This is a genomic window from Rhizobium sp. USDA 4016 (assembly GCF_056279705.1).
On the sequence record NZ_JBWCCY010000004.1, the window covers coordinates 1,531,101 to 1,553,757 of the forward strand.

A 22,657-nucleotide genomic window follows, 5' to 3' on the forward strand; every position below is an offset into this window, starting at 1 on the left:
AGACCATCAAAACGACAGCCAGCAAGATTATCACGCCGACGACAATCCCGGATATTTTTACCCAGCGGGGCATGCCGGGGTAGGCGGGTCTGTCAACCATCTTCGTGGGTCCTTCGGAAACGGCTCCGTCTGTTTCAGAAACAAAACTGAACAGCGTGTCTGATAACAGATATGATGTTCACTCCTGTCAACGAACAAACAGTCGGGAAGGTCCGATGTTGGACGATCTGCTCGATCTGCCCGGGAATAGTGATGGAAACAACGAAGCATACGATAGATCGTCGCGTCGCCCGCACCCGGACATCGCTGCACCGGGCCCTGATTTCCTTGATCCTGGAAAACGGCTACGATCCAATCACTGTCGAGGAAATCTGCCAAACAGCAAACGTCGGTCGCTCGACGTTCTATCTCCACTACACGGGCAAGGATGACTTGAAACAGAGCGGCCTGGACCGCTTGCGCAGGCAACTCGCCGATACGGCCGCTTGCACAGTGAAAGGCGATGGACCTAGAGAAAGTTTCTGCTTCAGTCTGGCTATGTTCGAACACGCCCGTGATCATGTCGATCTATATCGGGCGCTGGCTGGCAGCCGGGGAGGCACGGTCGCACTTGGCACAATCCGTCAGATACTTTCTGATCTGGTCCGCGATGAGTTGGCCACAAACCCCGACAAAAATTCTCCTGACCCCATCCCGCGCGAACTCGTCGTCCATTATGTCGTCGGTGCCTATATGGCCGTGCTGACCTGGTGGCTCAACGAAGGCGCGAAGCTGCCGCCCCAGCGTATTGATGCGATGTTTCGCCGCCTGGCGTCGGCAGGAGTGATGGCGACGCGCTCATGAGGTGTCGGATGAGCTATCGACCTGAGGGCATGCTCTGGGGAAGACAAGTCAGACGGTTGCAAACCGGCAATAAAGCATCGTATCCACTGCAGACCTCCTAGTTCAGGACAAATTGCTCGGTGCGCCAGTGTCTCAGATCAAAGAACAATTACTTCAGCACCCCGGCCTGAAGGTATACTTCGGTTGCCGCAAATGCGACGAGCCGGTCGAGGATTACATTGAGGACGCGACCTTCGACTGGACCGCTGACCCCATGTCCGAAGGAGTAGGTACCGCCGAAACCACTTTAGATTGTTCGAAATGCGGGGCCGAATACGTTCTCTCCGTTGTTGCTAATGCTGGCCAGAAGGGTGTCTACGCAGCCGGGATGCCTGATCTTCAAATCCAGTTCCACGATGACACGTACGACCACGACGATTACGATGAATTTCTGGCCGGGTATGAGCCATATGAACCGTACGAGGTTTATTCGCAATCCGTCCGGGAACTCTCAGAAGTTGATATTAACGCGCCGATTTCCGGCGCTGCGAAAGCGGCACTGCTGAAGATGCTCCACCTGCAGTATGTGGCAATTTTGGAAGCCTATCTCAGCGACAGGCTTATCAACCTCATTTCCGATGATAATGCCAAACTGATTGCCTTAATCGGCAGCAGCGAAGCCCTCCGCGAGACCAAAGAAAAGTTGATCGAGATCGCGAAGCAGCCGGATTATGTGAAGAAAACCACCAAGGCCTTCCTCCAGCGTTTCTCCTTCCACGATCTGGAAAAAGTTGCGAAATTCTACAAAGCGGTCTTGCGTGTCGATTTATATTCAAGCGATGGCAACAAACTTGAAATGGATGAAGTCATTCAGAAGAGGCACCATATCGTGCACCGCAACGGACGTGACAATGATGGCAACGTTGTTTCAATCACGTCACTGGAAGTCTCTCGTGTAAAGCAACTCATAAGCGACATTGTTGAGCGTATCGAGCAGGCATATGTCGAGTATCGTAGGGATCGGTATTTCGCAGATATCGATGACAGCCTTTCATTCTGAGTTCATTCTCCTTCTCTCTTCACGCGAAGAAAACCTCGCCATCAGCCACATAATCTGAATGGAGGCACTGGCCGCAGCACTTTAAGACGCTTTCCGGAACTTAACTTGAAGTCGTATCCTCTTTCCGGCATGACTGCGATTTTTTTTCGTCAAGACCTCTACAGATCGATTACAAGACTAGGACGAAATCCATTCATGTCTCGCTCGCCTCCGTAGCCACGAGGATTGCAGATAATTCGAGTGTCGCCAGCCAAATAGTCTCGGGCCCTATGAATATGACCATGGACCCAGATAGACGGCCGTCGCCGCGCGATGAGATCGGATAGATCACTTCCGAAAGCCGCGTTGGTTATATGACCGTAGAACCGGGAGTCGAAGCTTTCTGTGAGCGGTGCATGATGTGTCAGAACAACCATGCGACCGTCGAACGGCTTTTCGAGTTCTTGATCGATATACGACCGGCTCGCGATGTGGCGCTCAAGGATTTCGTGAACCGTGAGCAGCCCGTTTTCGCCTGGGCGACGTTCATCGGATCGAAAAATGCAATTGAAGTCCGCCATCTGTGACGGTACAAGGCGGAAGGCTTTAACCCTCCGCTCTTCAGGTGGAACGTGCTCGTCGCCGCCGACCGAGACAGCGAAATCCGTCCAAAGGGTAGCGCCGACAAAACGGCAACCGGCAATATCGATGCTTTGATTTTCGAGAAGATGGATGCGGGTGCCTTCGATTTGGCGACGTGCCCTTTCCAGCGCAAAATCGATGCTGGCGCTGTAGTAGTCATGATTGCCCAGCACCAAGATGATGGGCATATACCGTTCGATATTCCGGCGCAGGTAAGCAATACTCGTTGAAACAACGTCCGAAATGTCACCCGCGCAGATGCAGATATCCGCATCTGGCACTTTAAGCGGAGTACCCCACAGAGAATCCATAGGGGAGAAGTGGATGTCACTGACGATCCATGCTCGCATTCGACCGTTCCTTTTGTAAAGCCAAAGGGGTAGGGATGACGCGCCGGGATATCCGCCGCTGTCCGTTTAATTCGAAATTTGTCAGAAGACTGGTCGTCAGCGAGGTTTCAGAGACACAGGAACGGGCCGTGACGCTTTACCATCGTGGGAAATACGCCATTGAAGGTGTCACGCTTTGTTCGCCGGGCGCGTCTGGTCACATAAAGCGTCATGGGTGACGGCAGCGCGAGAGCACGCTTCTCTCGGTTCGGCCAAGGAAATGGGAACAAAAAGGATGCTCAGCATTTCCTTATCTCCGTCTCGTCTGTAGCCGGTGCTCCTGGCCAAAGCTTTTCTAACTGATCTCCTTGCAATCGTTTGCGTTTGTTTGGCCAGTTCGACGGCGAATGTCACTAGCGTGTGCTGAAATCCGCTGAGCATATCTCTTGCCCGCCCGTATCCGTCTGAAGGATTTCGTTGACTTCATCTCTCAATCGATGATCGCGCCAAAGCTCAGCCGGACTGCCCGTGTTTACGGCGCCTGGGAGATAGTAGGGCGATTTCCCGAACCCCCATTTAGTGACCATTTCCACAGCGATTTCCGTTGCCCTCGCAAAATCGCTTTGGCTGGCCCCTGACGCTGTGGTCGACCGGTCGCCGTAGAAGACCTCTTCCGCCGCCGCGCCAGCCAAATGGAACGCGATCCGGTTCATCATTTCCCACCTGGTTTGAAAGGGCACCGTCGGGTATCGCATCACTGTCACCCCGTGAGCGTCGATGTCCGTCGCGAAGTTCTCGGCGTTGTCGAAAATCTCCACTCGTTCGACGTTTCCAACCTTGAGCGCGTGGGCAACGAGTGCGTGACCAGCTTCGTGGATGGCGATTTGCAACTGATAGCCCTCGTTCAAAATAGGCAGCGGTTCGATCTTCCCACAGAGATCGTCAACTGTTACGGACCGGTGCTCCCGCCGCGCAATTCGTCTCGCATCCCGCGACAGGCGCTCTAAATCAGCTCCGCTTTTGCCCGGCAACCTGGCCGCGATTTCCTTTAGAGAGGGATGTTCCGCGAGCGAAGGAAGATGGAATGCGAGGATTTGGGCGCGACCATGCGCATCCGGCAAAGGGAAGTGGACGTGTTTCTCCAGCCTCCCGCTCCTGACAAGGGCGGGGTCGATGCGTTCAGGGTGATTACACGCACCGACGACAACCACGCCCTCGCGCCCCTCGATGCCATCGAGGCATTCCAAAAGTGCGTTGACCACTTGGGTACTGTAGTCTGCGTGTCGGGAATCGAATTTCGCGCGATCACCAATGGAGTCAAATTCATCCAAGAACAGTAGGCAGGGCGCATTTTCCCTGGCGGCTGCGAAGGATCGGTACATCGCCTTCAGCATATCGCCCAGATGACCGTCTTTGCTGCTCTGCCACCTGGAAATGCTGGTAGCTTCCAGATGCATGTCGCATTCCGCCGCGAGGGCCGCCGCAAACCTCGTTTTTCCAGTTCCAGGCGGGCCATAGAGGAGGCATCCCTTGTCAACATCAGACCAATGTAGCCTGCCATCTCGCCAGTCTAGCAGGTCCTTTTTTAGCTCTTGGGCCCAAATGCCGGCCGCCCCAAAACCTTTGGAGATATCCAGCCGGTTTGTTTCGGCGGTTGTCGGACGCTGCTTGCTTTCGTTCAGGAGCCGTAAAGCTGCCCGCTCGGCCGGTTGTCCAATCCGATAGATAGCCTCCATCCTCTCCGAAGGCTGTTCGGCAATCAGCGCAATATTGTCGTCGGAGATATCGCCGCAGCCTCGAAGTCGCCCAAGCGCCCGAAGGTGGCCGGGGTCACACAGGAGGAGGCGGTCACGGACCGTTGCCGCGAGTTCGAAATCCTCGTGGATGGTGCTGTTCTCGTGGGCGAAGATGATCAACTTATCTGTTGTAAGGTGCTCGGCAGGGTCGATTTCCCAACCGCGCCTGCTCTTCGCAGCTGGATGTATGCAAAAACGAACCTTCTCGTACTTGAAGATTATTTTCGCCGCTTCCTGGATATCTTTCAGCTGCCATCCAGCCGGTACGATAACCAGCGCTACGCAAAAGGGCTCAGAGATCAGATCAATATTTCGCCGAATGAAGCTGATCAAAGCACAATAGGCAAGGAAAACGCGTGCGGATTTCATCGCGATTACCGCGCCGTCTCGCCTGTTTCTCCAAGTGCTCGCGGACCGCGAACCATGCAGCTGCCTCGATATCTGTTGAAGTTTGCCGATGTATTCGTCGAGGTTGTCTTTAAAGGCCGTATCCATCGATGTTCTCCACGTCGGGGTCAGATAAGGCCTTCATCGAAGCGGTACCATCGGCTGAGTGTCCTCGCCAATTTTCGCTTCTGGTCCAAATAGAAGATTTCGCTCGTGACTCCGGGGCCCTTGATGGAAGGGTGCCCGTTCATCTCGCCGATGAGACAAGGCACAGCGCGGTTTGCAAGGATGCAATTTCGGATGATCACAGCATCCTTAATGTTTGGAAAGCGATGCGGGGCGGCGAGATTTTCAAGATCGTCGACGAGGGATTTCAGTCGCGGAATTATCACGTCGGGGGGTGTACCGAGCCATTTGTCAAACATTGGGCATTCCTTGGGTACGCAATCCGTGGATCGCGGCGGTTGATTGTCTAGCAGTCGCAGAGGTTCGTTTTTCGGCGTGCGTCCACGCCGAAATAGGATTTGCGTCTGGAGCGGGATGCGAAGACAGCGGTCGTTTGATCGACCGGATTTGCCTGAGTATTACCCCATCGATTCGCGATTTGCTCTTCGATGTGACCGCAAGGAAATACGATTCGTGAGGCATAAGCAAAGAAAAAGAGTCATATGCGAGAATTTTGAGGTGTAAGCGCATAATGTTGACATTCTGCGCCCCATTGCCGTTCTTCCGTCTATGCAAGTCTTCGCCAGCCTTCTCCGTGCCTCGCGAGCCCTTCTTGGTAAGGAGCAAGAAGTTGTGGCCGGATGGGTCGGTCTCGATAGGCGCGAGGTTGGCGGTTGGGAGGCAGGAAAATACAAACTCATGTCGAAGGCCGCGATTGATCTACGCAAAGCGCTGGAACGCGAAGGTGTAGAATTTATCGAGGCAGAGAATGGCTTGGGGGCGGGGGTGCGGCTTCGGAAACCCAGCACAGATGACCCACATAGAAGCGCCCAGTATCGAGCTGCGCGAGCGTTAGTAAATCTCTCCCAAGTCGGCGTCGCCAGTTACGCTGGCATTAATCGAAATTTCGTGGCCAGGCTGGAATTGGGTGAGATTTCGGGCGTGAACCTTGCAACGTTGCGGAAGTTGGATCGCGCCTACTCCGATCTGAATATCGTGCTGATCGCCGAGACCTCAACGACTGGTGTCGGTGTGCGGTGGAAAACCGAAAATCCAGAAATTCCGCAACGAAGGTAGAGGTTCTTATGAGAGAGGCGATCCGAAACCCTACGTCTCGACTCACGAACCGGCAGCTGCGCCAGGTTGATCCCTCCGACACCGATTTCGACGACGCCACGGGTCTTCCGCTTGCAAACGAGGACGGGCTGAGTTTCGCGTTGAAACTCAGCCCGTTCCCCGGCGAAGGATTGCTGGATTTACTATTCAGGTGCGTAGCGGAAAATGGCTTTTACAGACTGAAAATCCTCAACAAGTTTATGGGCGTGTCTGTAAACTTGAGCTGTTCACATTTCACCTTCGCGAAACAGAAAATCGACGCGAGGCAGATCGCGAGAGTGATCGGTATCAGCCCCGAGGAAGTTGAGCCGTTGATTTATCGCAAGGCGGACGGCCGAGTGGAATTTTTTGGCACTACAGTTTCACCAAACTATTTCAGTAACCTTCGAAGAGTTTCTCCTCGGTTCTTGAAGCAGAACGGGTACCAACGGGCTATTTGGGCATTGCGATGCTTTTCGTTCGATCCATCGAATCGAGAGACTTTGCTTACACACTGTCCCAGTTGTTCGTCGCCGCTGACATCGAAGGTGTCCGTCGGGGTTTTCTATTGCTCTCGTTGCAGAGCTGATCTTCGTGACTATCCTCAGGAGATCGTACGAATTGGAGAGGAGGCTTCGCTTGACTTCGTTGTTGTCTCTTATCGACCCGGCCTATGAAGGATCGAAGAAATTTCGCCTAGCGGACTGCTTAGCGCCATTCTCGAAAGGCGAAATCTTTGCGTTGATAGTAACACTCGCAAAATTACTGCATTTAGAGAAAAATGGCGGTGTTCACGAGAAGGTTCTCACAAAAACTGAACACTATAACGTTTCTTCGGATGCCCTGATCGAAGCAGCGGGCGCTGTTCTTGGCTGGCCGAACAAGTTCTTGGAAGTTGCTGACAAGGTCAGGGAAACGAAGGGGTACCTGCGGAACAAGAATGACCACCCCCTGACTTTAGGAGTTCCGCTAGCTTTTCATTCGCTCAGAAAACTGCTGGCGACCGAGTTGAGAAAAAGCTCAATATCAGGGGCTCGTACCAAGCACTATTTCCAGCATCCTTCGGGAGATCGGCAGGAGCTTTATTTCACGTTTCCGCCGTCAGTAACCGATCAGGTGGCTGTACTCGGTCTCCCGGTGAGCGAAATGCTGTCGTTGTACAAAATGGGCTCTATCCTGTGTCCTGACAAAGGACTCAGAGATCGTCTTGGCGCAAGGATAGATGCACCACCGCTCGATCTAGAGGCGCTGGAAAATCGGGCGGTCCACGGCAGGATTGGAAGTTCGGTGACGGACATCGTGCTGTCATCAAGACCATCTCGGCATCCTTGGGCCGAAGTTCTTGCCGCAATATTGCGAGGTGAGATCGAGGTCTCTATCAACCGAGAAAAGTCAGGCAGGCTTTTCAACAGGATTTATACAATTCAAGAAGTTTCTTTGGAGCGCATTTGTCTGATGCGGGAACCACAAATCGATGGCGATACCCTGCTAACCAATATGAAAGACGAGAGCTTTTATCTGGGAATGGGGTGGGATACCATTCGTCTGTTGAAGCAAGCGAAAGCGTTACCAGCTGGCAGGATTAAACTTCGTGACGTGTGGGACTTCCAGGATAGGTTCATGTCCAGCGCGGAAATCCGGGCCCACGCCCGGGTCGGCGGTCATAGAACAGATTCTAGGTCTTTGTGGATGTCTATTGAGAGATTGGGCTTCGAACGAGCATTGCCAAATGTGGGTGTGCTTCGGCGTGAAGATGGCGAAGCCTTTTTGAAGATTTTCAGCGCTCAGCGACGTCCGAAATCACGGCGTGAATCAAAATAAATTCCAAACCACTTAGAAAACAACCACTTAGGCGAATCAAGAAAAACTTCTGGCGATATATTGAGGAACCCGGCTTAAAGCGAAATAACTCCGGCCTATAGCGAAACAGATTCGGGAAAAGGGAAACTGATTTACCCATGGCGAAACCATTTATTAACATACAACGTCGAAGATAAAATCAAAGAAATCAATGATCTAATCGAGCGAATGGTGCTGGACTCAACCTCTTTAATTTGCCCGGCAACGACGAGATAAAAGGTCGGTGGCGTAACGGGCAGTTGGAGTGGAAGCTCGCCCGCGCCGGGGCGCTTGTTTCCGGACTGCCGGAACTGGAAAGACCCCATTTGCGTCCGCGCTCGCGGCCGCCCTTGGAACGAGCGTGTTGTGCGAAGCAGGAGCGATGCTGACCCTCGGGACCTTGCTCGACGGTCGCCACCCCGATGCAGGGTAGAGCGCTTAAGGTGGACGGCCAGTGGCAACTCAGCGGTTGCCGTTCATCCGTGTTGCATGATGACGTGGTTGTTCAACTACACCGAAGGAAAGAGTCGGGCGCCAGCCCGCCAATTTTTCAGTCGGAGCAACCTGCCGACGCTGCGATCTGCCGGTTAAGAAACTTGATCTTCAGTCAGTGGATCGTCGGGTAAATACCGCTTCACCAGTGCCCTCATGGGTTTGGGTCGTGAGGTAACCCTGGGTTGGTCAGGGTATAACGGATCGAGCCTGACAACGCGGCTAGCCTTCTGTGGACTGCGCTCTAGCGTTCGTGGCCAGCGAATTGTCGACCAGGCCCCACCCTTGTCCGCTGACAGGTCGAACGAACACGATCCGCCTTCTGGCTTAAGTGCAATGGTGTGTATCTCTCCTGAGGTGCTTAGTTCGGCAGTGGACATCATCTGCCGCCATTTCCGGGAGCGGTGCCCGCTCTTTGCTTGAGCACGCGGCTCAGCACGACGTGTTGGCTTGCCGCGGTCGAGGCCGCGTAAGATCACTCAGGGTAAGCCTCGACGCCCTCCGGCGGCGGCTTTTGGAAAAGGATGAATACAAGGGGGTTGGCAGGCTCGGACATCGCGTCGCTGCGCTGGCCCGTCACCTCTCCGGTAACGCCGCTTGTATATTCCGCAACAACCTCACCGAAGCTGTTGCGCTGGATCGCCACCTTCTGCCCGGCTTCGAACTTGTCGTTGAGCTTGACCAGGTGCTCGACGATCCCGCCTTCTGTTGCTAGTATCGGGAACGCACTGTTGCCAAGAAAAACACTCACGTCCTTGCCTGTGCGCCCCACGGGCCCAGCAATGATACCGTGATGCTTGAGGACGTTCATCGTACCTTCCACGAACAGCGAGATCATCTCGAGGTCCAAGACCCGTGCAGCGCCTATCTCCGGGCAAAAGGACGGGATGCCTGCGTCGACAAAAGCGTTGTGAAGGACACCGGGATACACATGACTGTCGAAGATCTGGCCGACTGGGTAGAGTTCCACCATCGCCTTGACCTCGGGAATGTCCATGCCGCCGATGTTGAATGCAGTGACATCGAAACCGCTCGTCCCGGTGTGGAAGTCGATCGCGGCGTCGGCGTTCGGCCGCAGCAGTCGGTTGAACAGGAGCCCGGCGTGTCGGCTCGGCGCGGTGGCGCCGTTCTCGTTCCCTGGCCATTCCCGGTTCATGTCGATCAGATCGTTGCCCCTGCCAAAATTGGGCCATCTCCGCTGCATGCCCTCGATGGCCGGGCGGGAGATGTCCGTGACCGTCATCACCGTGCCCGACATCTGCACCGGGTCGAGCTGGTTCATCACGGTCTGGACCGTATGTATGGAACTCATCTCGTCGCCATGCACGCCACTGGTCATGACGACGCGCTTGCCCGGCTTCGCCCCCTTGGCGACCGTCACTGACACATACCAGTACTGTCCGGTGGGCATCTGCACGCCCTGAAAATACAAGAGGTGCTTCTGCCCAGATTCCAGGTCGTTGACGTCGAGCGCGCTGACGACCTTTTTTCCCTGGATCACTTCGCCGGTATAGACCGTTCCCTGAGACCCATCGGATGCGGCTTCGGCAGGGAGCCGCTGCATCCTGGGCTTTCACAGAGCCAGCTGCGAGAGTGGCCGCGGCGCCGACCGTGGCGATGGATGCTATTAGCAGATCGCGACGGTCGAGGCCTCTTTTGGAGTTGCCGGACATGATGAAGTCCCTTGTGAAATGTGGGTGGGGTGGCGGATAGATTTCCTGGCATTTCATGATTTAGTTCGATCGACATCTGAGCAGGGGCCCCACGTTCGCGAGATGAATGCACCTAGTGCATAAATTCGCGGTTCCGCTACGATGCCTTCGACAGCATCGTCACCTCACCATTTTCGCTCACGCTCGATCAACAGTCCCGAATCCGGAGGCCACCGTTGGCAAGAACCGAGGGCAGCCGGGATCCAATTTGGGCAGTTGCTTCAGGAACAATGCCTGGACTTCGTTGCAATCGCCGGTGGATCGTGGTTACAGCTTGAGAACCCTCACGATGCTGCATATGTGAGCGCAAGCAGCGCAGCGCCGCAGTTGTTGTTCTGTTCCTTTCCACTACCATCGAGATAATCAGTACTGGAATAGTCAAACCTAATCAGTTCCGTTTCAGTCGTTGAAGATAGCGCCTTCTGGCCGCCTTGCCATTGGCTCAGAATTCCAAAACTGTGCGTCTCGTCCTACATCAGACGATATTCTTGAAAGCGCTGCTCTGTTCTCGCGGCCTATTGTCCAATGTAGTCAGCCACACCGGGATAACCCCGGGCGCGCGGTTAAGATCGTTGCCTCAGTCCATGTCCGTGATTCCCCTAATTCGACTTCCTTTCTGTCAATCGGTTCCGCTTCCGGTTCGGCGATTGGCGAAGAAAGTCTTCAGCCGCAAGATGTCGTCGGCGGTTACGTTCGGCGGATCGGTCACCGCTACCCATCCGTCGATGTAGTGCTCCGGGGCGAACACGTGCCCGTAACCCATTGGCGACGTTGTCGCGATTGCCATGTCGACAGCGAGCTGCAACATCGTGACGACTGGATACCACGCGATTTCCGTCGAGACGTCGGGGCCTCGTGGTGGACGAAGCCAGTCCGGCTCCCGGTATAACGTGGCAGTGTCGAAGAAGGTGATCGGATCGCTGGCATATTGGAGGTAGACGATCCGCATCGGCCCCCAGACAGCGCCGGGGATATCCAATGCGTTCTTCTGGTTCGTGAATCGAAAAACTGAGCCGCTGCGGAACCGCGGGAGCCATTCGGGTGTCCGTGGATCGCGGCCGTTCGTCACCGACCGCCAGGTTCTGCTCGTGAACGGAGGCCCGCTCCACAGAGCGCCTTGCAACGGATCGGCAATAATATCGTACAGATCGGCCGATAGCTCGGAGTTCATGGCACCGAGGCTTAGTCCGTGGAGATAGAGCTTGGGGCGGTCGTCGCGTGGAAGCGTGATCCAGTAGTTGTACACTGCGCGGAACAAGGCCACGGCTGTCTCGCTACCGTAGGTGGGCTCCACGAGGAGTGAAAGCCAGCTTGCAAGATAGGAATACTGAACCGCGACGCTCGCCACGTCGCCTCGATGTAGGTACTCCACCGTATCAAGAGCGGCTGGATCGACCATCCCAGTCCCGGTCGGAACGACAATGATTAATATCGATCTCTCGAATGCGCCAGTCCGCATGAGCTCCCGCAGGGCGAGCTCCGCCCGTTCTTCCGCGGTTCCGGCAGAATTCATTCCGACATAGACTCGGATCGGCTCAACGGTTTCGCCGTAGAACAAGTCCCGGATCATAGCCTCGGTGGGCCCGGATGATACAAATCGGCGTCCCTGCCGCCCCAGATTGTCCCATGACACCTCGGACGGCGGGCTTCCAGTCTTCCCTGGCTGTGTGGGGCGGGGGATGTCGTCCTCCACCAGAGCATCGAGTTCCTGAAAGGACGAATCCATCACCCTCAACGCCACCCTAAAGAGAATACCTTCGGCGGCGAACCAGAACAAGGTTGTCGCGACGATCGCACCGATCGCGTAGGAAATCCGCACGGGAACGAAGCGCTCGAATGTCGTCGAGACGCGTACGAAGCAGAACCTGAAGAGACGTCCCAAAAGGACAAGCATTAGAAAAACAAGAGCCGTCACCAGTGCAGTCCGTAGTCGACTGCCAATCTCGACGGCTTCCAATCCCATCAACAGCCGGACGGAGTTCTGCCAATCAGGCATTTTCAAAAGAGCCGCGAGCGCGACTACCGCGCATGCGAGCGTGGCCGCCGTAGCTATCACCCGCGCAATCAGCCCCTTTGCCGGTGGAAGCTGGAGAAAAGTCCATGTCGCGGTTACCGAAAGCCCGATGCCATACCCGAGCGCTGTCGCGAGTCCCGATAATATGCCCTGAATGAGGTCGGTTCTCGGAATCATGCTGGGTGTCAGCGACCCGGCGAAAAACAACAGCGCCATCATCACTCCCGCGCGGGAGTGCAGCTTGAGCATTTCGATAACTTGGGGCAATCGAGACACCTTCTGCATAGCTTCTCCCGCCTCAATTGCACATCCAGGACGAGCATAGGCTGTCGCGCATGGCCGTGGGGAAGCTGCTACCTCCTTGTTGGCCGCACCACCCGCCCATCACGCGAGTTCAATGCGACCTTGAACCGTCTTATGCCGAGCCGGGCCCGGTAGATGTAGAAGCGTCCCGGCAATCTACCCGCCTGATATCGGATCCGCGGAGGCGAAGTAGCCTCTCGCCTTGGGAGCAGGTGATCGACCTGCCATTGTTGAGACTTGTCCCTATGCGGATATTGACATCCACAGATTGCGCGAGCGCGGGTTGGGAGACGAACGTCATCAGGATCAGTGCCAGGCACAGCTTGGCGGCAACAAAGTTGCCCATCGCGACCTCCATCGATTGTGCCGATGGATGCATCATTCTCTGAGACTGTGGGTTGTCAAGGAAGACGGCGACCTGCTCCATGAATTGGGACGGAGCGTCAAGGTCATGGATTCTCGGCTCATGACTACCACTACGAGAAGATTATGATCCGCGAAAAAGCTACCACAAAGGCCCGTGGTCAATAGGAGGAGCAGCGCCGACGGATCTGTTCGATGGGTGCATGGATGGCAGGCTTCGGAAGACGGTGGTATCGGCTATGAATATCGGTCGTTTTTACTGTGTCGCCAGATGCGCTCGCTCCAAGCCTGGCAGACGACTTCGAGGAACCAGCCGTTCCGGTCGGAAGCTTCGCTTGCACGGCTTGGTCGCCGTACAAACCTGCAGAGGCGCTAAAAAATGGCGACCGGCGACAACGGCGAACTGATGGCCTTGTCAGGATTCATCAACCAGACATCGCCCATGCAAGACGGCGTCGGCTGGTTCTCTCGTCCCTAGCAGACATCAGTTTGACAGGAGTGCGCGGCGGATCAAGCGTCAGCTGCGTTCAAGTTCTCCGTTTGCCACCCCTCTGTGCCCAAAAGTTCCGCTATCCATCTGGTCGACGCGAACTGGGTGCAGAACGCGAGGACCGCGATCGTGATGGGCACGCCGATGAACGCGCCGAATATTCCCCAGAGAAACGTCCAAAGGAAGACGGAAAAGAGGACGAGCGACGGAGAGATGCCGAGCGTGTTTCCCGCCACTCTTGGTTCGATGTAGCTCCCTATCACAAACTGTGCAGCACTCAAGCATGCAAAGACGACCAGAGCGGACTGCGGGGACTGGAACTGAGCAAGGGCATAGCATGTCGGAAGCAGCGTCGCGATCCAGGGACCGATGAACGGGATATAGTTCAATGCGAACGCGACTATTCCCCATTCGGCGGCCAATCGCAGACCGAATGCAGCGGCAAGTGCCCAGACTGCCAGCCCGGTTGCCGCGCTCATGATCGTCCTGATAAGAAGGTAACGTCGGATCCTCGATGACGCGAGTGCGAAGCCTTTGATCATGTGAGCAGCGTTTCGGCTGTCTGCCAGCCGACGGATCCTGTTTCCCAAGTCGGGCACCTCCAAAAGTCCGAGGATGACATAAACGAGAACCACGAGCCAGAACGCGACCATCGTGTTCAGCCGAGCCGAAATTCCTTGCAGGACGCGCAACAGGACCCGGGAGTTGAAGTTATCGGCCCAGACTCCGCCCAGAGGTATTCCATGCCCCTCCAGCCATTCGGCGAGGCGAGTGTAAAGCAATTGAAACTGACCGACATCCGCCATCAGCGAGCGCCCGATCCTGCCGAAGCTCAACGTCAGGAGGGACATGAACACTAGAAAGATCCCTAACAGCAGCGCCGCGACGATGGCCAACGCCAAAACTCTGGGCAGATGTACTTGCAGGCGGCTTTGAAGCGGCCACAGTATGGCGATGATGAACAGCGCGCCTGCGACAGGTGCCAGCACCGCGTCCGCGAAATAAAGGGCCGTTGTCGTGCCGATCACTGTGAGGATGGTCGGCACAGCTGCCGGAGCGCGCTCAATCATCGTGCACCTCGAGGGACAATCGGCGGCATGTGGGCAACTCCGGGATAAACCGAGGTTATGGCGGTAGGAGTTCCACCCTAGAAGCGCCATATGAGAGGAACGATGAATACCGAGACGACGAAGAACCATAGAATCAGAGGCAGGCCGAGCTTCCAGTAATCGCTGAACGCATACCCTCCCGGTCCCATGACCATCAGGTTCGTCGGTGTGGCGATCGGGGTCAGGAACGCCGCCGCTGCGGCGACGGACGTACTCATGAGAACCGGATGAGGGGAAACGCCCATGGTCGTCGCTGCGGCCACGCCGATGGGAATGATGATCAGGGCTGTCGCCGTGTTGCTGATCAGTTGCCCCAGCACGGCGGTCATCAGAAAGAGACCAGCCAGAAGAGCGATAGGTCCCGCATCGCCAACTAGATCGACAAGCTGCTCGGCCATAAGCTTTGCCGCTCCCGTCTCCACCATCGCTGTGGAAAGCGGCATCATGGCGCCGACAAGAATCACGGTCGTCCATCCTATCGCGCGATACGACTGCTCGACCGTCATGATCCCGGCGAGAATCGTCGCGCCGGCAGCCAGGAGACCCGCAACAACCGGAGGCACTATTCCCGTCGCGAGCAGAAACACCATGGCGATAAGGATGGCGATCGCCTGCCATGCTCCCGGACCCATTGGAACTGCTTGACGCCGGACAAGTTCCGGCGAGCTGACGACCAGGACATCCGGGTCGTCGAGGTGCATATCCAATGCCTTCCAGGTACCTTGAAGTAGCATCGTGTCGCCAGCCTGCAAGGTGGTCGTGCCTGAGCGTTTGCCGCCTGCCTCGCTGTCGATCTCGTTGCCGCCCCTTTGTACCGCGAGAACAATGAGGTCTCCGCTTTCTGTGACCATACCAGGGAACACTGACCTGCCGATTAGGCCCGAGCGGGGCGGAATGACTACCTCCGCAAGGCCGGACCGGCGATTGAAGAGCATGTCCTCGCCGCTTGAGGATTCAGTCTTCTCACGGAAGGCTAGATGCATGTCGGCGGCGAGAGCCGCCACCGCCTCGTTGTCGCCCCGCACCAGGAGGTAGTCTCCTTCGGCGATAGTAGCTCTGCGGAGAGGCGCGCCCGACTCGGCGTCCTGTACGGCAACCAGTTGAAGATTGGCCGTCCCCGAGAGAACGATGGACGAAGCTGCTGCGCCAACATTGGGCGAGCTTGCCCGCACCCGCATCTGGTGAATACCGCTTTCAAGGCCATATTGTTCGACCAGCGTCTTGGCGTGCCGGCTAAAGTCGGCCGGCATCGCCGCGCCGTTCCGTTCCGGCAGGAGAGGACGGCCAAAGAGTATGATTATTGCCATGGTTCCGGCAAGCAGTGGAACACCGACGAGCCCGAACTCGAAGAAGCCGAATTCGCCTACACCAGCATCGCGGCCAGCGTCCGAGACCAGCACGTTCACCGGGGATCCGGTAAGCGCGAGCTTCGATCCGGCATGCGCGGCGAACACCAGCGGCATGAGAAGTTGCGATGAATACCGCCGGAGCCTTACTGCAATAACCACCACCACTGGCAGCAGGGCGGCGACGGCCCCGTTGACGCTGATGAGCGCTGTAAGGAGCGCGACAAGGCCCATGGTCAGTAGCAGAAGGCGAAATCTGCTTTCCTTGCCCGCTCCGCGGATGAGAAGCTGTCCTGCCCAGGCCGTCACGCCGGTCACCTCGAGGCCTGCACTGATCACAAACAGTGATGCGATGAAGATGACAGCAGGATCTCCGAACCCTGCGAGTGCCTGCTCGACCGTCAACACCCCACTTGCCCAGAGTGCCATTGCGGTCATGATGGCGACCAGAACCACTGGCAGCTTGTTCCAAACGAACAAAACGACGGCCCCGGCGACGATTGCGGCGATATAGGCTATCGGGCTCAATTGGTCAGCTTCCTTCTAACAACTGCGTCTGGCGGAAAACTTTGCAGGTCCCTGTTCGCGCGATCATTCGCACGTCCTAAGTGAAGGCTAGTCCGGCATCGTCGCGAGAAGCACACCCAGGCGGCATCCTTTCTCGTACTCCGCGAGGTCGACATACTCCTTCACGGTGTGGATTTCCGCTTGGCCTGCGCCGATCGTGATCGTCGGGATGCCGTGCTTGTCTAGCCAGTTTGCGTCGAGGCCGCCGTTTGAGAACAGATAGTTCGGCTCGAGTCCCAGCGACTTCATTGCCTTGGTCGCACGAACCACGACGGGTGCATCTTCGTTCAGCTTGAAGGGCGGGTAGGCGATTTTGTGGGTAAAGGTCACGCGGGCAGTCGCTCCGTGTTGGTCTTTCACGCTGTTCTTCGCCTTCTCGAAAGCGGCTTTATATCCCTTGGCGATTATCGTCGCGAAGGTCAGTTCGGGGCTGCGGGCCTCGCCTCTTAGGAAGGCGTAGTCGGTGACGACGTTGGTGGCGTCGCCGGCAGGCCCGCCGTTCTTCCCCCCGAATATTCCGATGTTGCTTGTGCCGCGACCGTCGGGTTTCTCGACTTTCCCGAACCAGCCTGCCGCATGGGCCTCGGCAAGGGCGAGAGCTCCCACGAGCGTCGCTGAGATACCCTTCTCCGGAGCGACGCCGGCGTGGGACGCCTGTCCGTGGATTTCCACTTCCCAGTTCTCCTGCCCCACTGCTCCAACGATGAGGTCCGATGCGAGCTGGCCGTCGACGTTGACGCACATCACCGGTCCGCCGAGGACGGTCGGATCGAGTTCGCGCGCGCCATGCAATCCGCTCTCTTCGCGCACGGTGAACAAGAGGGTGATTGGCGGGTGCGGGAGGTTATGCTTGATCAGCATCTCCGCCGCCACCACCAGAAGCGCTACTCCTGTGCGCGCGTCGCCGCCGAGAGCGGTTGTTCCGTCCGATACTATACGGTCGCCATCACGTCGCGGCTTTGCCCCCGCACATAAAGGGACGGTGTCGAGATGCGTGGAGAATAGCAGGCGAGGGCCGGGGCGGGTTCCCGGAAGATCGACAATCAGGTTCCCCGTTTCGGTTGGCAGAGGAATCCTGTCGTTTGCATCATCGAAGCGGATATCCGCTTCAGGAACGCCAACAGCTTTCAGAGCTTCGATGACCGCCGACGCGATGTTCGCCTCATGACCTGTCACGCCTTCGACGGAGAGGAACCGCATGAGGTGTTCTTCGGCAGCAGTCTTGTCCAAGGGAATCGAGGGGTTGTCCATCGTGTCCATCCTTTGATGCGATTAGATTCTGGCGCTCAAGCAGCTCTCATAGCCCCCAGGGTAGTCCCACCATCTTCCAAGCCGCGAATAGCAAGGTCCACAACACGAACATCCAAGCCACGTAAGGCAGCATCAGGGATACAATGGTCCCGACGCCAGCCGACTTGTCGTACTTCTGGGCGAAACCTACGACCAACGCGAAGTACGCGTTCAGCGGAGTGATGGCGTTCATCGGAGAATCCCCAACACGATAGGCAGCTAGGACCGCCTCCGGCTCTACTCCGAGCTTCATCAGAAGGGGAACAAAGACTGGTGCGAATATCGCCCATTTGGCGATCGCACCCGTCAGCAGGAGATCTATGATCGCTACGACGATGATAAATCCGAGGAGCAAGGGCAGTGCTCCGATACTGGCGGCCTGCAGCGCTCCGGAGAGGCTCAGGGCCATGACGGTGCCCATGTTAGTATACGTGAAATAGGCGACGAACTGGCTCAGCACGAAGAATAGGAAGATCGTGCCTCCTAGATTCCTGACGGATTTCTCGATCGCCGTGATCACCTCGGTGAGAGTCCGAAGAGTGCCGGCTCCGATTCCGTAGCACCAGCCGGAGACAAGGAAGATCAGCATGATCAGCGCGATTAGGCCGTTCATGAAAGGCGAGTTGCCGATCAGTTCGCCCGTCTCGGCGTTCCGTAGCGGTGCGCCGCTGGGCAGCGTCAGGAGGCAGAACACGATCACGAGGCCAATCAGTCCGAACAACGCGAACCGCAGCCCCCGTGATTCCGATTCAGAAAGCACCGCTCCTTCGCCGGTGCGCTCACCGTCCACCGGTCGGTCAGGGGTGTAAGTGCCGAGCCTCGGTTCGATCATGCGGTCCGAAATGAAGGCAATCACTACGGTCAGGAACAGAACTGATGCGACAGAGAACCAGACATTGGAGGCCAACCCGATCGACCTGGTCGCGTCGACAAGATGGGCGGCGTCATTGGTGAACTCGACAAGAACCGCGTCGAGCGGCTTGATCAGCATGTTCACGGTGAATGCCCCGGCGACGGCGGCAAAGCCCAAGGCGAGACCTGCAAGGGGATGACGCCCGACAGCGAGATATGCGATGCCCGCGAGAGGAATAAGGACGAGATAGCCAGCGTCCGCCGCAACGCTGGCGATGATGCCCACGAAAGCAAGGATGTAGGTCAGCGCCCAGCGCGGGGATACAATCACCAGTTTCCGAATCAACGCCGTCACAAGCCCGGATTCCTCGGCGACGCCAGCGCCAACCATCGCGGCTATCATCAGTCCGACCGCGGTGAAGCTCATGAAATTCGGGATGAGCGACTCGTACATGAAGCGGATGCCGTCGGTGTTCAGCAGGCTCCTGATCGAAGTCGTAGCGGCTTCGATCTCATGGCTTTCCGGATTGATCCGCTCAAAGGTTATCGAGGCACCGAATGTACCCAGAAGGGCCGACAGTCCAATCACTATGGCGATGAGGATGAGAAAGATTATGACGGGGTGGGGGACCATGTTGCCCACCTTTTCGACCCCATCGAGGAATCTCTGCATAACGGTTTTTGGAGCCGCTCCCGCCGTGGACATGGGTGATCTCCTACCCCTTAGCCCCGCAGCGCGAGGCGCAACGCCGACATCGCCGACGCGGACGAACTACAACCCATCTTAGTTGGAGCAGCCGCAGAGTCGTGAGCGCAGAATCCACAACCTGAGCAGGGTGTCCCGAAAAGATCCCGCAGTGGGGCGAGGCTGCCGCCACAAGAAGCGCGAAGTAGAAAACAGCGCCGTGCGGCGCGAAATGCAGCTGTAGCGCGATATCACGATCTCCAAATACCTCCGTAGCGGTTGTGGTTTGTTTGAAAAAATGATACTACCGCTCAGGTTTGAAATGGAAAATCTTTCGTGGACATCGGCGAAGGTATTGTCATGGACAACATGCCAGAGACGGGTACCGAGCGAGCGATTGATTACAAATTCCCTTGCTCGATAGATCTGAGTACCCAATCGTTTCCCAGGGACAACCAGTTCGAGATATTCAGGAGTGCTCACGTTGGCGTCGCTGATCTGACATTCTGCAAGAGCGCGGACGGTTCCTTTCCCGCCCGACTGAAGGTCTGGATACTCGGTTCGATGCTGGTTGTTTCCACTGTCCTACCAGGAAGAGGCTACGCCCACGAATGGCGGCACGTGAAGAAGGCGGCATTGGATAACTGGTATTTGTGCTTGCCGGTCCAGGCCCTGGAGCGCGCCTCTGGAGGGCAGACCTTGCCCCATCTTCGATGCCTGGCCAAACCGTTCGAGGTTATGGTGGAAGATGAGGGCGCATTGTCGGTCTTTCTTCCGTCAGATGGGTTTGTCGCGACGTCCACGCTCGAGAGCCTGCTCCATAGGAAGATGGAGGGAGCGTTCGGCCATCTCCTCGCCGACTACCTTGTGCTTCTGGCTCGATCGTTGGCCGACCTCACCGTGGCAGAGGTGCCATACGTGGTCGAGGCCACGAGGAACCTTATCATCGCGTGTCTAGCTCCCTCGCAAGATCGGGTCGTAGACGCTCACACACCAATCGGGGCGGTGGTTCTGGAACGCGCCAAGCGTTTGATAAACACGAGACTTTCCGACCACTCGCTCACTGCCGAGACGATCTGCAGCGAGCTAGGTGTCTCGCGCTCCCGGTTATATCGATTATTCGAGCCGCTGGGTGGTGTTGCGGCCTATATCCGGCATGAGCGTCTGGTCAGGACGCGTGCAGGAATCACCAATAGCAATGACGTTCGGGCTATATTTCATATCGCGGAGGAATGGGGTTTTGACGATCCGTCCGCATATAGCCGGGCCTTCAGACACGAGTTTGGAATGACGCCAAAAGAGGCGCGGGAGGTCGGTTGGTTCCGGGATGTCTTTCATGTTCAACGAGAGAAGAATCTTCGGCATGGAGGCCCGCTCACACTCTGCCAGGCCCTTCGTGGTGTCGCCTAGTCCGGCCGCCTTGCTGCCCTGCCTAACTTGAGCATCGCGAATTGGTGACCCGTACTTCCGCGACAACGGAACAACCCAACGATAGTCACGGTCGTTCTACGGGTGCTGAGGGATGAGATCCGCTATAAGCTGACCGTGTTGTTGCAAATCAGTGGCTTGGATGATTCTCTTTAAACCGAGTTCGTCACATATAGTGGTATCAGGGGAACTTTTTCTTGCTTCCAGAAGGAAGTTTTCTTGCACCAGAGAATGCCTGGGTCTCGTGGCCGATACCTCGCTCTCCGCCCTGCGTGTTGCTCGTGAGCTGGATCGGATCATCGAGGAACGCGGAAAATCCAAGATGATCGTCAGTGACAACGTCCTAAGTGCGGAAGAAAATGGGCTTGGCAGGCAAAGTTTCTCTGTTCGTCAGCATGCTCGCGCTGCATGACGCTCGTCAAGTCACATCGTCGAACCAGGCGGCCTCCACTGGAATGGGAAAAGGTCTCGTCCATAGCAAACACAGGGTCCATCATTTTGGCCCTCACCGTCCTTAACACGAGCTTCTGATCCAGGTGGAAGACCCAAGCATTGTCTACAGGGTCATCCGATGGGATGCCCTCACGGCCCTACCTGACAGAGGTTCTTCCACCTGGTACCCGCCCTTCAACGAAGGGCCGGTAGTCTGAACCGCTTTTGACGACGGCGTGTACGACACGCGCCATCTTGGCGGTAATAGCGGTCATTGCCTTGCGGCGGAGATCGGGATTGTCACGATCCCTTGCGATGTAGCGTTCGAACTTATGCCGGAAGCCGTTCTCACGCTGGCGGATGGCAACTTGTCCAGCAATCCACAGCGTCCGTCGCAGCCGCGCGTTGCCGAATTTGGAAAGCCGGGTCTGGCCACGATACTGGCCCGATTGTTGTGTCGACAGATCCAGCCCGCAGAATTTGAGAAACTGACGGTGATGGTGAAAGCGGCGTAGATCCCCAGCCTCCGCGATGATCGTCAGCGCGTTGATGGGACCGATCCCAGGTATCTGCCGCAAAAGCTGATAATCGCGGCTGTGTCGCAGCAGCTCATCGGCCTGTGTTTCGATCTCGTTACGTTGGCGGATCAGGCTACGGGCTTCGGCCACAACCATCCGAAACATGCGAATGGCAGGCGCATCCAGCGGCAATGGCAAGCCGATCGATGTGCATGCCGTCTCATAAATATCCATTAAAATCTGTGACTTGCTGACTTTCCTGCCGACAACATCCCATGCCGCTTCGACGAACTCCTCTTTCGTCAGTGTCGTGATGCTCGCGGGTGTGGGGAACGCATCGAGGAAAGCGAAGAACCAGTCGCTACGGCTGTTGCCCCTGAAGCGATCAATCTCAGGAAAATACAGCGGCAGGTAATGCGTCAGGATGCGATGCTGGATCTCGGTCTTGGCGTTAGCAATGGCTTCGTGTGTCTTCGACAATTCCTGAACGTCGTTGATGCCGGCACGCAAGGGATCATGATAGACTTGTGTCGAATGGATCCTCAACATGTGCAGGATCACCTGCGCATCCTTGGGATCGTTCTTGTCCCAGCTGTTGTGCAAGGCTTCTCGCGTGCGGGCCAGTGCCAGCGACGAGACCAACCGCGTCTCGAAGCCGGCTTCGACCAAACGCCAGGCGACGGGTCGGTGATAATTGCCCGTTGCCTCAAAAGCACAGACCACCGGTTGGCCATAAGCCTGCAGGACTTCGATCAGACGATCATGCTCCGCACGGGTGTTGAGAATTGCCAACCGGCGGCGGCGTTTATGGCCGGGTGCTTCGATCAACACTTCATTGCGAACCTTGGCGATGTCGATGGCTACCAACACGGCAGCGGTGGGTATAGAATTCTGACTGGTCATGGTCGGTCTCTCCGGAATGAGTTGTGAACACTCACATTC

General features: G+C 56.5%; 12 protein-coding genes and 3 pseudogenes. 6 read left to right on the forward strand and 9 right to left on the reverse strand.

Features of this window, described 5'->3' with window-relative positions; translation table 11 throughout:
• Positions 1-252: 252 nt before the first annotated feature.
• Complete coding sequence (locus tag ACZ9DP_RS22700; protein WP_476203648.1) at positions 253-843, forward strand: TetR/AcrR family transcriptional regulator; 591 nt, start codon at positions 253-255, stop codon at positions 841-843.
• A 127-nt stretch (positions 844-970) separates the two neighbouring features.
• Positions 971-1,882 (forward strand): hypothetical protein, encoded by a 912-nt coding sequence (locus ACZ9DP_RS22705; RefSeq protein WP_476203649.1) that lies wholly within the window; start codon positions 971-973, stop codon positions 1,880-1,882.
• A gap of 158 nt (positions 1,883-2,040) precedes the next feature.
• Here ACZ9DP_RS22705 and ACZ9DP_RS22710 read toward each other — a convergent pair whose 3' ends face one another.
• Both ACZ9DP_RS22710 and ACZ9DP_RS22715 read right to left on the reverse strand, forming a co-directional pair.
• Positions 2,041-2,853 carry a metallophosphoesterase gene (locus tag ACZ9DP_RS22710; protein ID WP_476203650.1) on the reverse strand — a complete coding sequence of 271 codons (813 nt, stop codon included), beginning with the start codon at positions 2,851-2,853 and terminating at the stop codon, positions 2,041-2,043.
• Positions 2,854-3,245: 392 nt separating this feature from the next.
• A complete protein-coding gene (locus ACZ9DP_RS22715; protein WP_476203651.1) occupies positions 3,246-5,123 on the reverse strand; it encodes an AAA family ATPase in 1,878 nt (625 codons plus the stop codon).
• Positions 5,124-5,879: 756 nt separating this feature from the next.
• Between ACZ9DP_RS22715 and ACZ9DP_RS22720 the strand changes: the two genes are divergently transcribed.
• A complete protein-coding gene (locus tag ACZ9DP_RS22720; protein WP_476203652.1) occupies positions 5,880-6,257 on the forward strand; it encodes a helix-turn-helix domain-containing protein in 378 nt (125 codons plus the stop codon).
• Positions 6,258-6,914: 657 nt separating this feature from the next.
• Entirely contained in the window at positions 6,915-8,096 is a 1,182-nt protein-coding gene (locus ACZ9DP_RS22725; RefSeq protein WP_476203653.1) for a hypothetical protein, read from the forward strand.
• Positions 8,097-9,081: 985 nt separating this feature from the next.
• On the opposite strand, the pseudogene ACZ9DP_RS22730 reads toward ACZ9DP_RS22725, so the two are convergent.
• From ACZ9DP_RS22730 to ACZ9DP_RS22755, 6 genes and pseudogenes are all read right to left on the reverse strand, one after another.
• Positions 9,082-10,279, reverse strand: a pseudogene (locus tag ACZ9DP_RS22730) (M14 family metallopeptidase).
• Positions 10,280-10,937: 658 nt separating this feature from the next.
• The gene (locus ACZ9DP_RS22735; protein ID WP_476203654.1) at positions 10,938-12,581 is read right to left on the reverse strand and encodes an alpha/beta hydrolase; all 1,644 of its coding nucleotides are present in this window, start codon (positions 12,579-12,581) and stop codon (positions 10,938-10,940) included.
• Between the two features lie 927 nt (positions 12,582-13,508).
• Positions 13,509-14,558, reverse strand: a complete 1,050-nt coding sequence (locus ACZ9DP_RS22740) for an AI-2E family transporter (protein ID WP_476203655.1) — start codon at positions 14,556-14,558, stop codon at positions 13,509-13,511.
• 77 nt (positions 14,559-14,635) lie between these two features.
• The gene (locus ACZ9DP_RS22745; RefSeq protein ID WP_476203656.1) at positions 14,636-16,471 is read right to left on the reverse strand and encodes an SLC13 family permease; all 1,836 of its coding nucleotides are present in this window, start codon (positions 16,469-16,471) and stop codon (positions 14,636-14,638) included.
• An 87-nt stretch (positions 16,472-16,558) separates the two neighbouring features.
• A complete protein-coding gene (locus tag ACZ9DP_RS22750; protein ID WP_476203657.1) occupies positions 16,559-17,770 on the reverse strand; it encodes a M20/M25/M40 family metallo-hydrolase in 1,212 nt (403 codons plus the stop codon).
• 37 nt (positions 17,771-17,807) lie between these two features.
• Positions 17,808-19,358 carry an AbgT family transporter gene (locus ACZ9DP_RS22755; protein WP_283072270.1) on the reverse strand — a complete coding sequence of 517 codons (1,551 nt, stop codon included), beginning with the start codon at positions 19,356-19,358 and terminating at the stop codon, positions 17,808-17,810.
• A gap of 315 nt (positions 19,359-19,673) precedes the next feature.
• Between ACZ9DP_RS22755 and ACZ9DP_RS22760 the strand changes: the two genes are divergently transcribed.
• Positions 19,674-20,747 carry a helix-turn-helix domain-containing protein gene (locus ACZ9DP_RS22760; protein ID WP_476203658.1) on the forward strand — a complete coding sequence of 358 codons (1,074 nt, stop codon included), beginning with the start codon at positions 19,674-19,676 and terminating at the stop codon, positions 20,745-20,747.
• Positions 20,748-20,985: 238 nt separating this feature from the next.
• Positions 20,986-21,105: pseudogene (locus tag ACZ9DP_RS22765) on the forward strand (IS3 family transposase); the annotation flags it as partial.
• 216 nt (positions 21,106-21,321) lie between these two features.
• Here ACZ9DP_RS22765 and ACZ9DP_RS22770 read toward each other — a convergent pair.
• A pseudogene (locus ACZ9DP_RS22770) lies at positions 21,322-22,618 on the reverse strand (IS110 family RNA-guided transposase).
• Positions 22,619-22,657 lie beyond the last annotated feature (39 nt).

Bases quoted from the DNA above. Each gene is read 5' to 3' on its own strand.
- ACZ9DP_RS22715 (WP_476203651.1), bottom strand. From the start codon at position 5,123: ATGGATACGGCCTTTAAAGACAACCTCGACGAATACATCGGCAAACTT.
- ACZ9DP_RS22755 (WP_283072270.1), bottom strand. From the start codon at position 19,358: ATGTCCACGGCGGGAGCGGCTCCAAAAACCGTTATGCAGAGATTCCTC.
- ACZ9DP_RS22750 (WP_476203657.1), bottom strand. From the start codon at position 17,770: ATGGACACGATGGACAACCCCTCGATTCCCTTGGACAAGACTGCTGCC.
- ACZ9DP_RS22720 (WP_476203652.1), top strand. From the start codon at position 5,880: ATGTCGAAGGCCGCGATTGATCTACGCAAAGCGCTGGAACGCGAAGGT.
- ACZ9DP_RS22740 (WP_476203655.1), bottom strand. From the start codon at position 14,558: ATGATTGAGCGCGCTCCGGCAGCTGTGCCGACCATCCTCACAGTGATC.
- ACZ9DP_RS22735 (WP_476203654.1), bottom strand. From the start codon at position 12,581: ATGCTCAAGCTGCACTCCCGCGCGGGAGTGATGATGGCGCTGTTGTTT.
- ACZ9DP_RS22710 (WP_476203650.1), bottom strand. From the start codon at position 2,853: ATGCGAGCATGGATCGTCAGTGACATCCACTTCTCCCCTATGGATTCT.
- ACZ9DP_RS22700 (WP_476203648.1), top strand. From the start codon at position 253: ATGGAAACAACGAAGCATACGATAGATCGTCGCGTCGCCCGCACCCGG.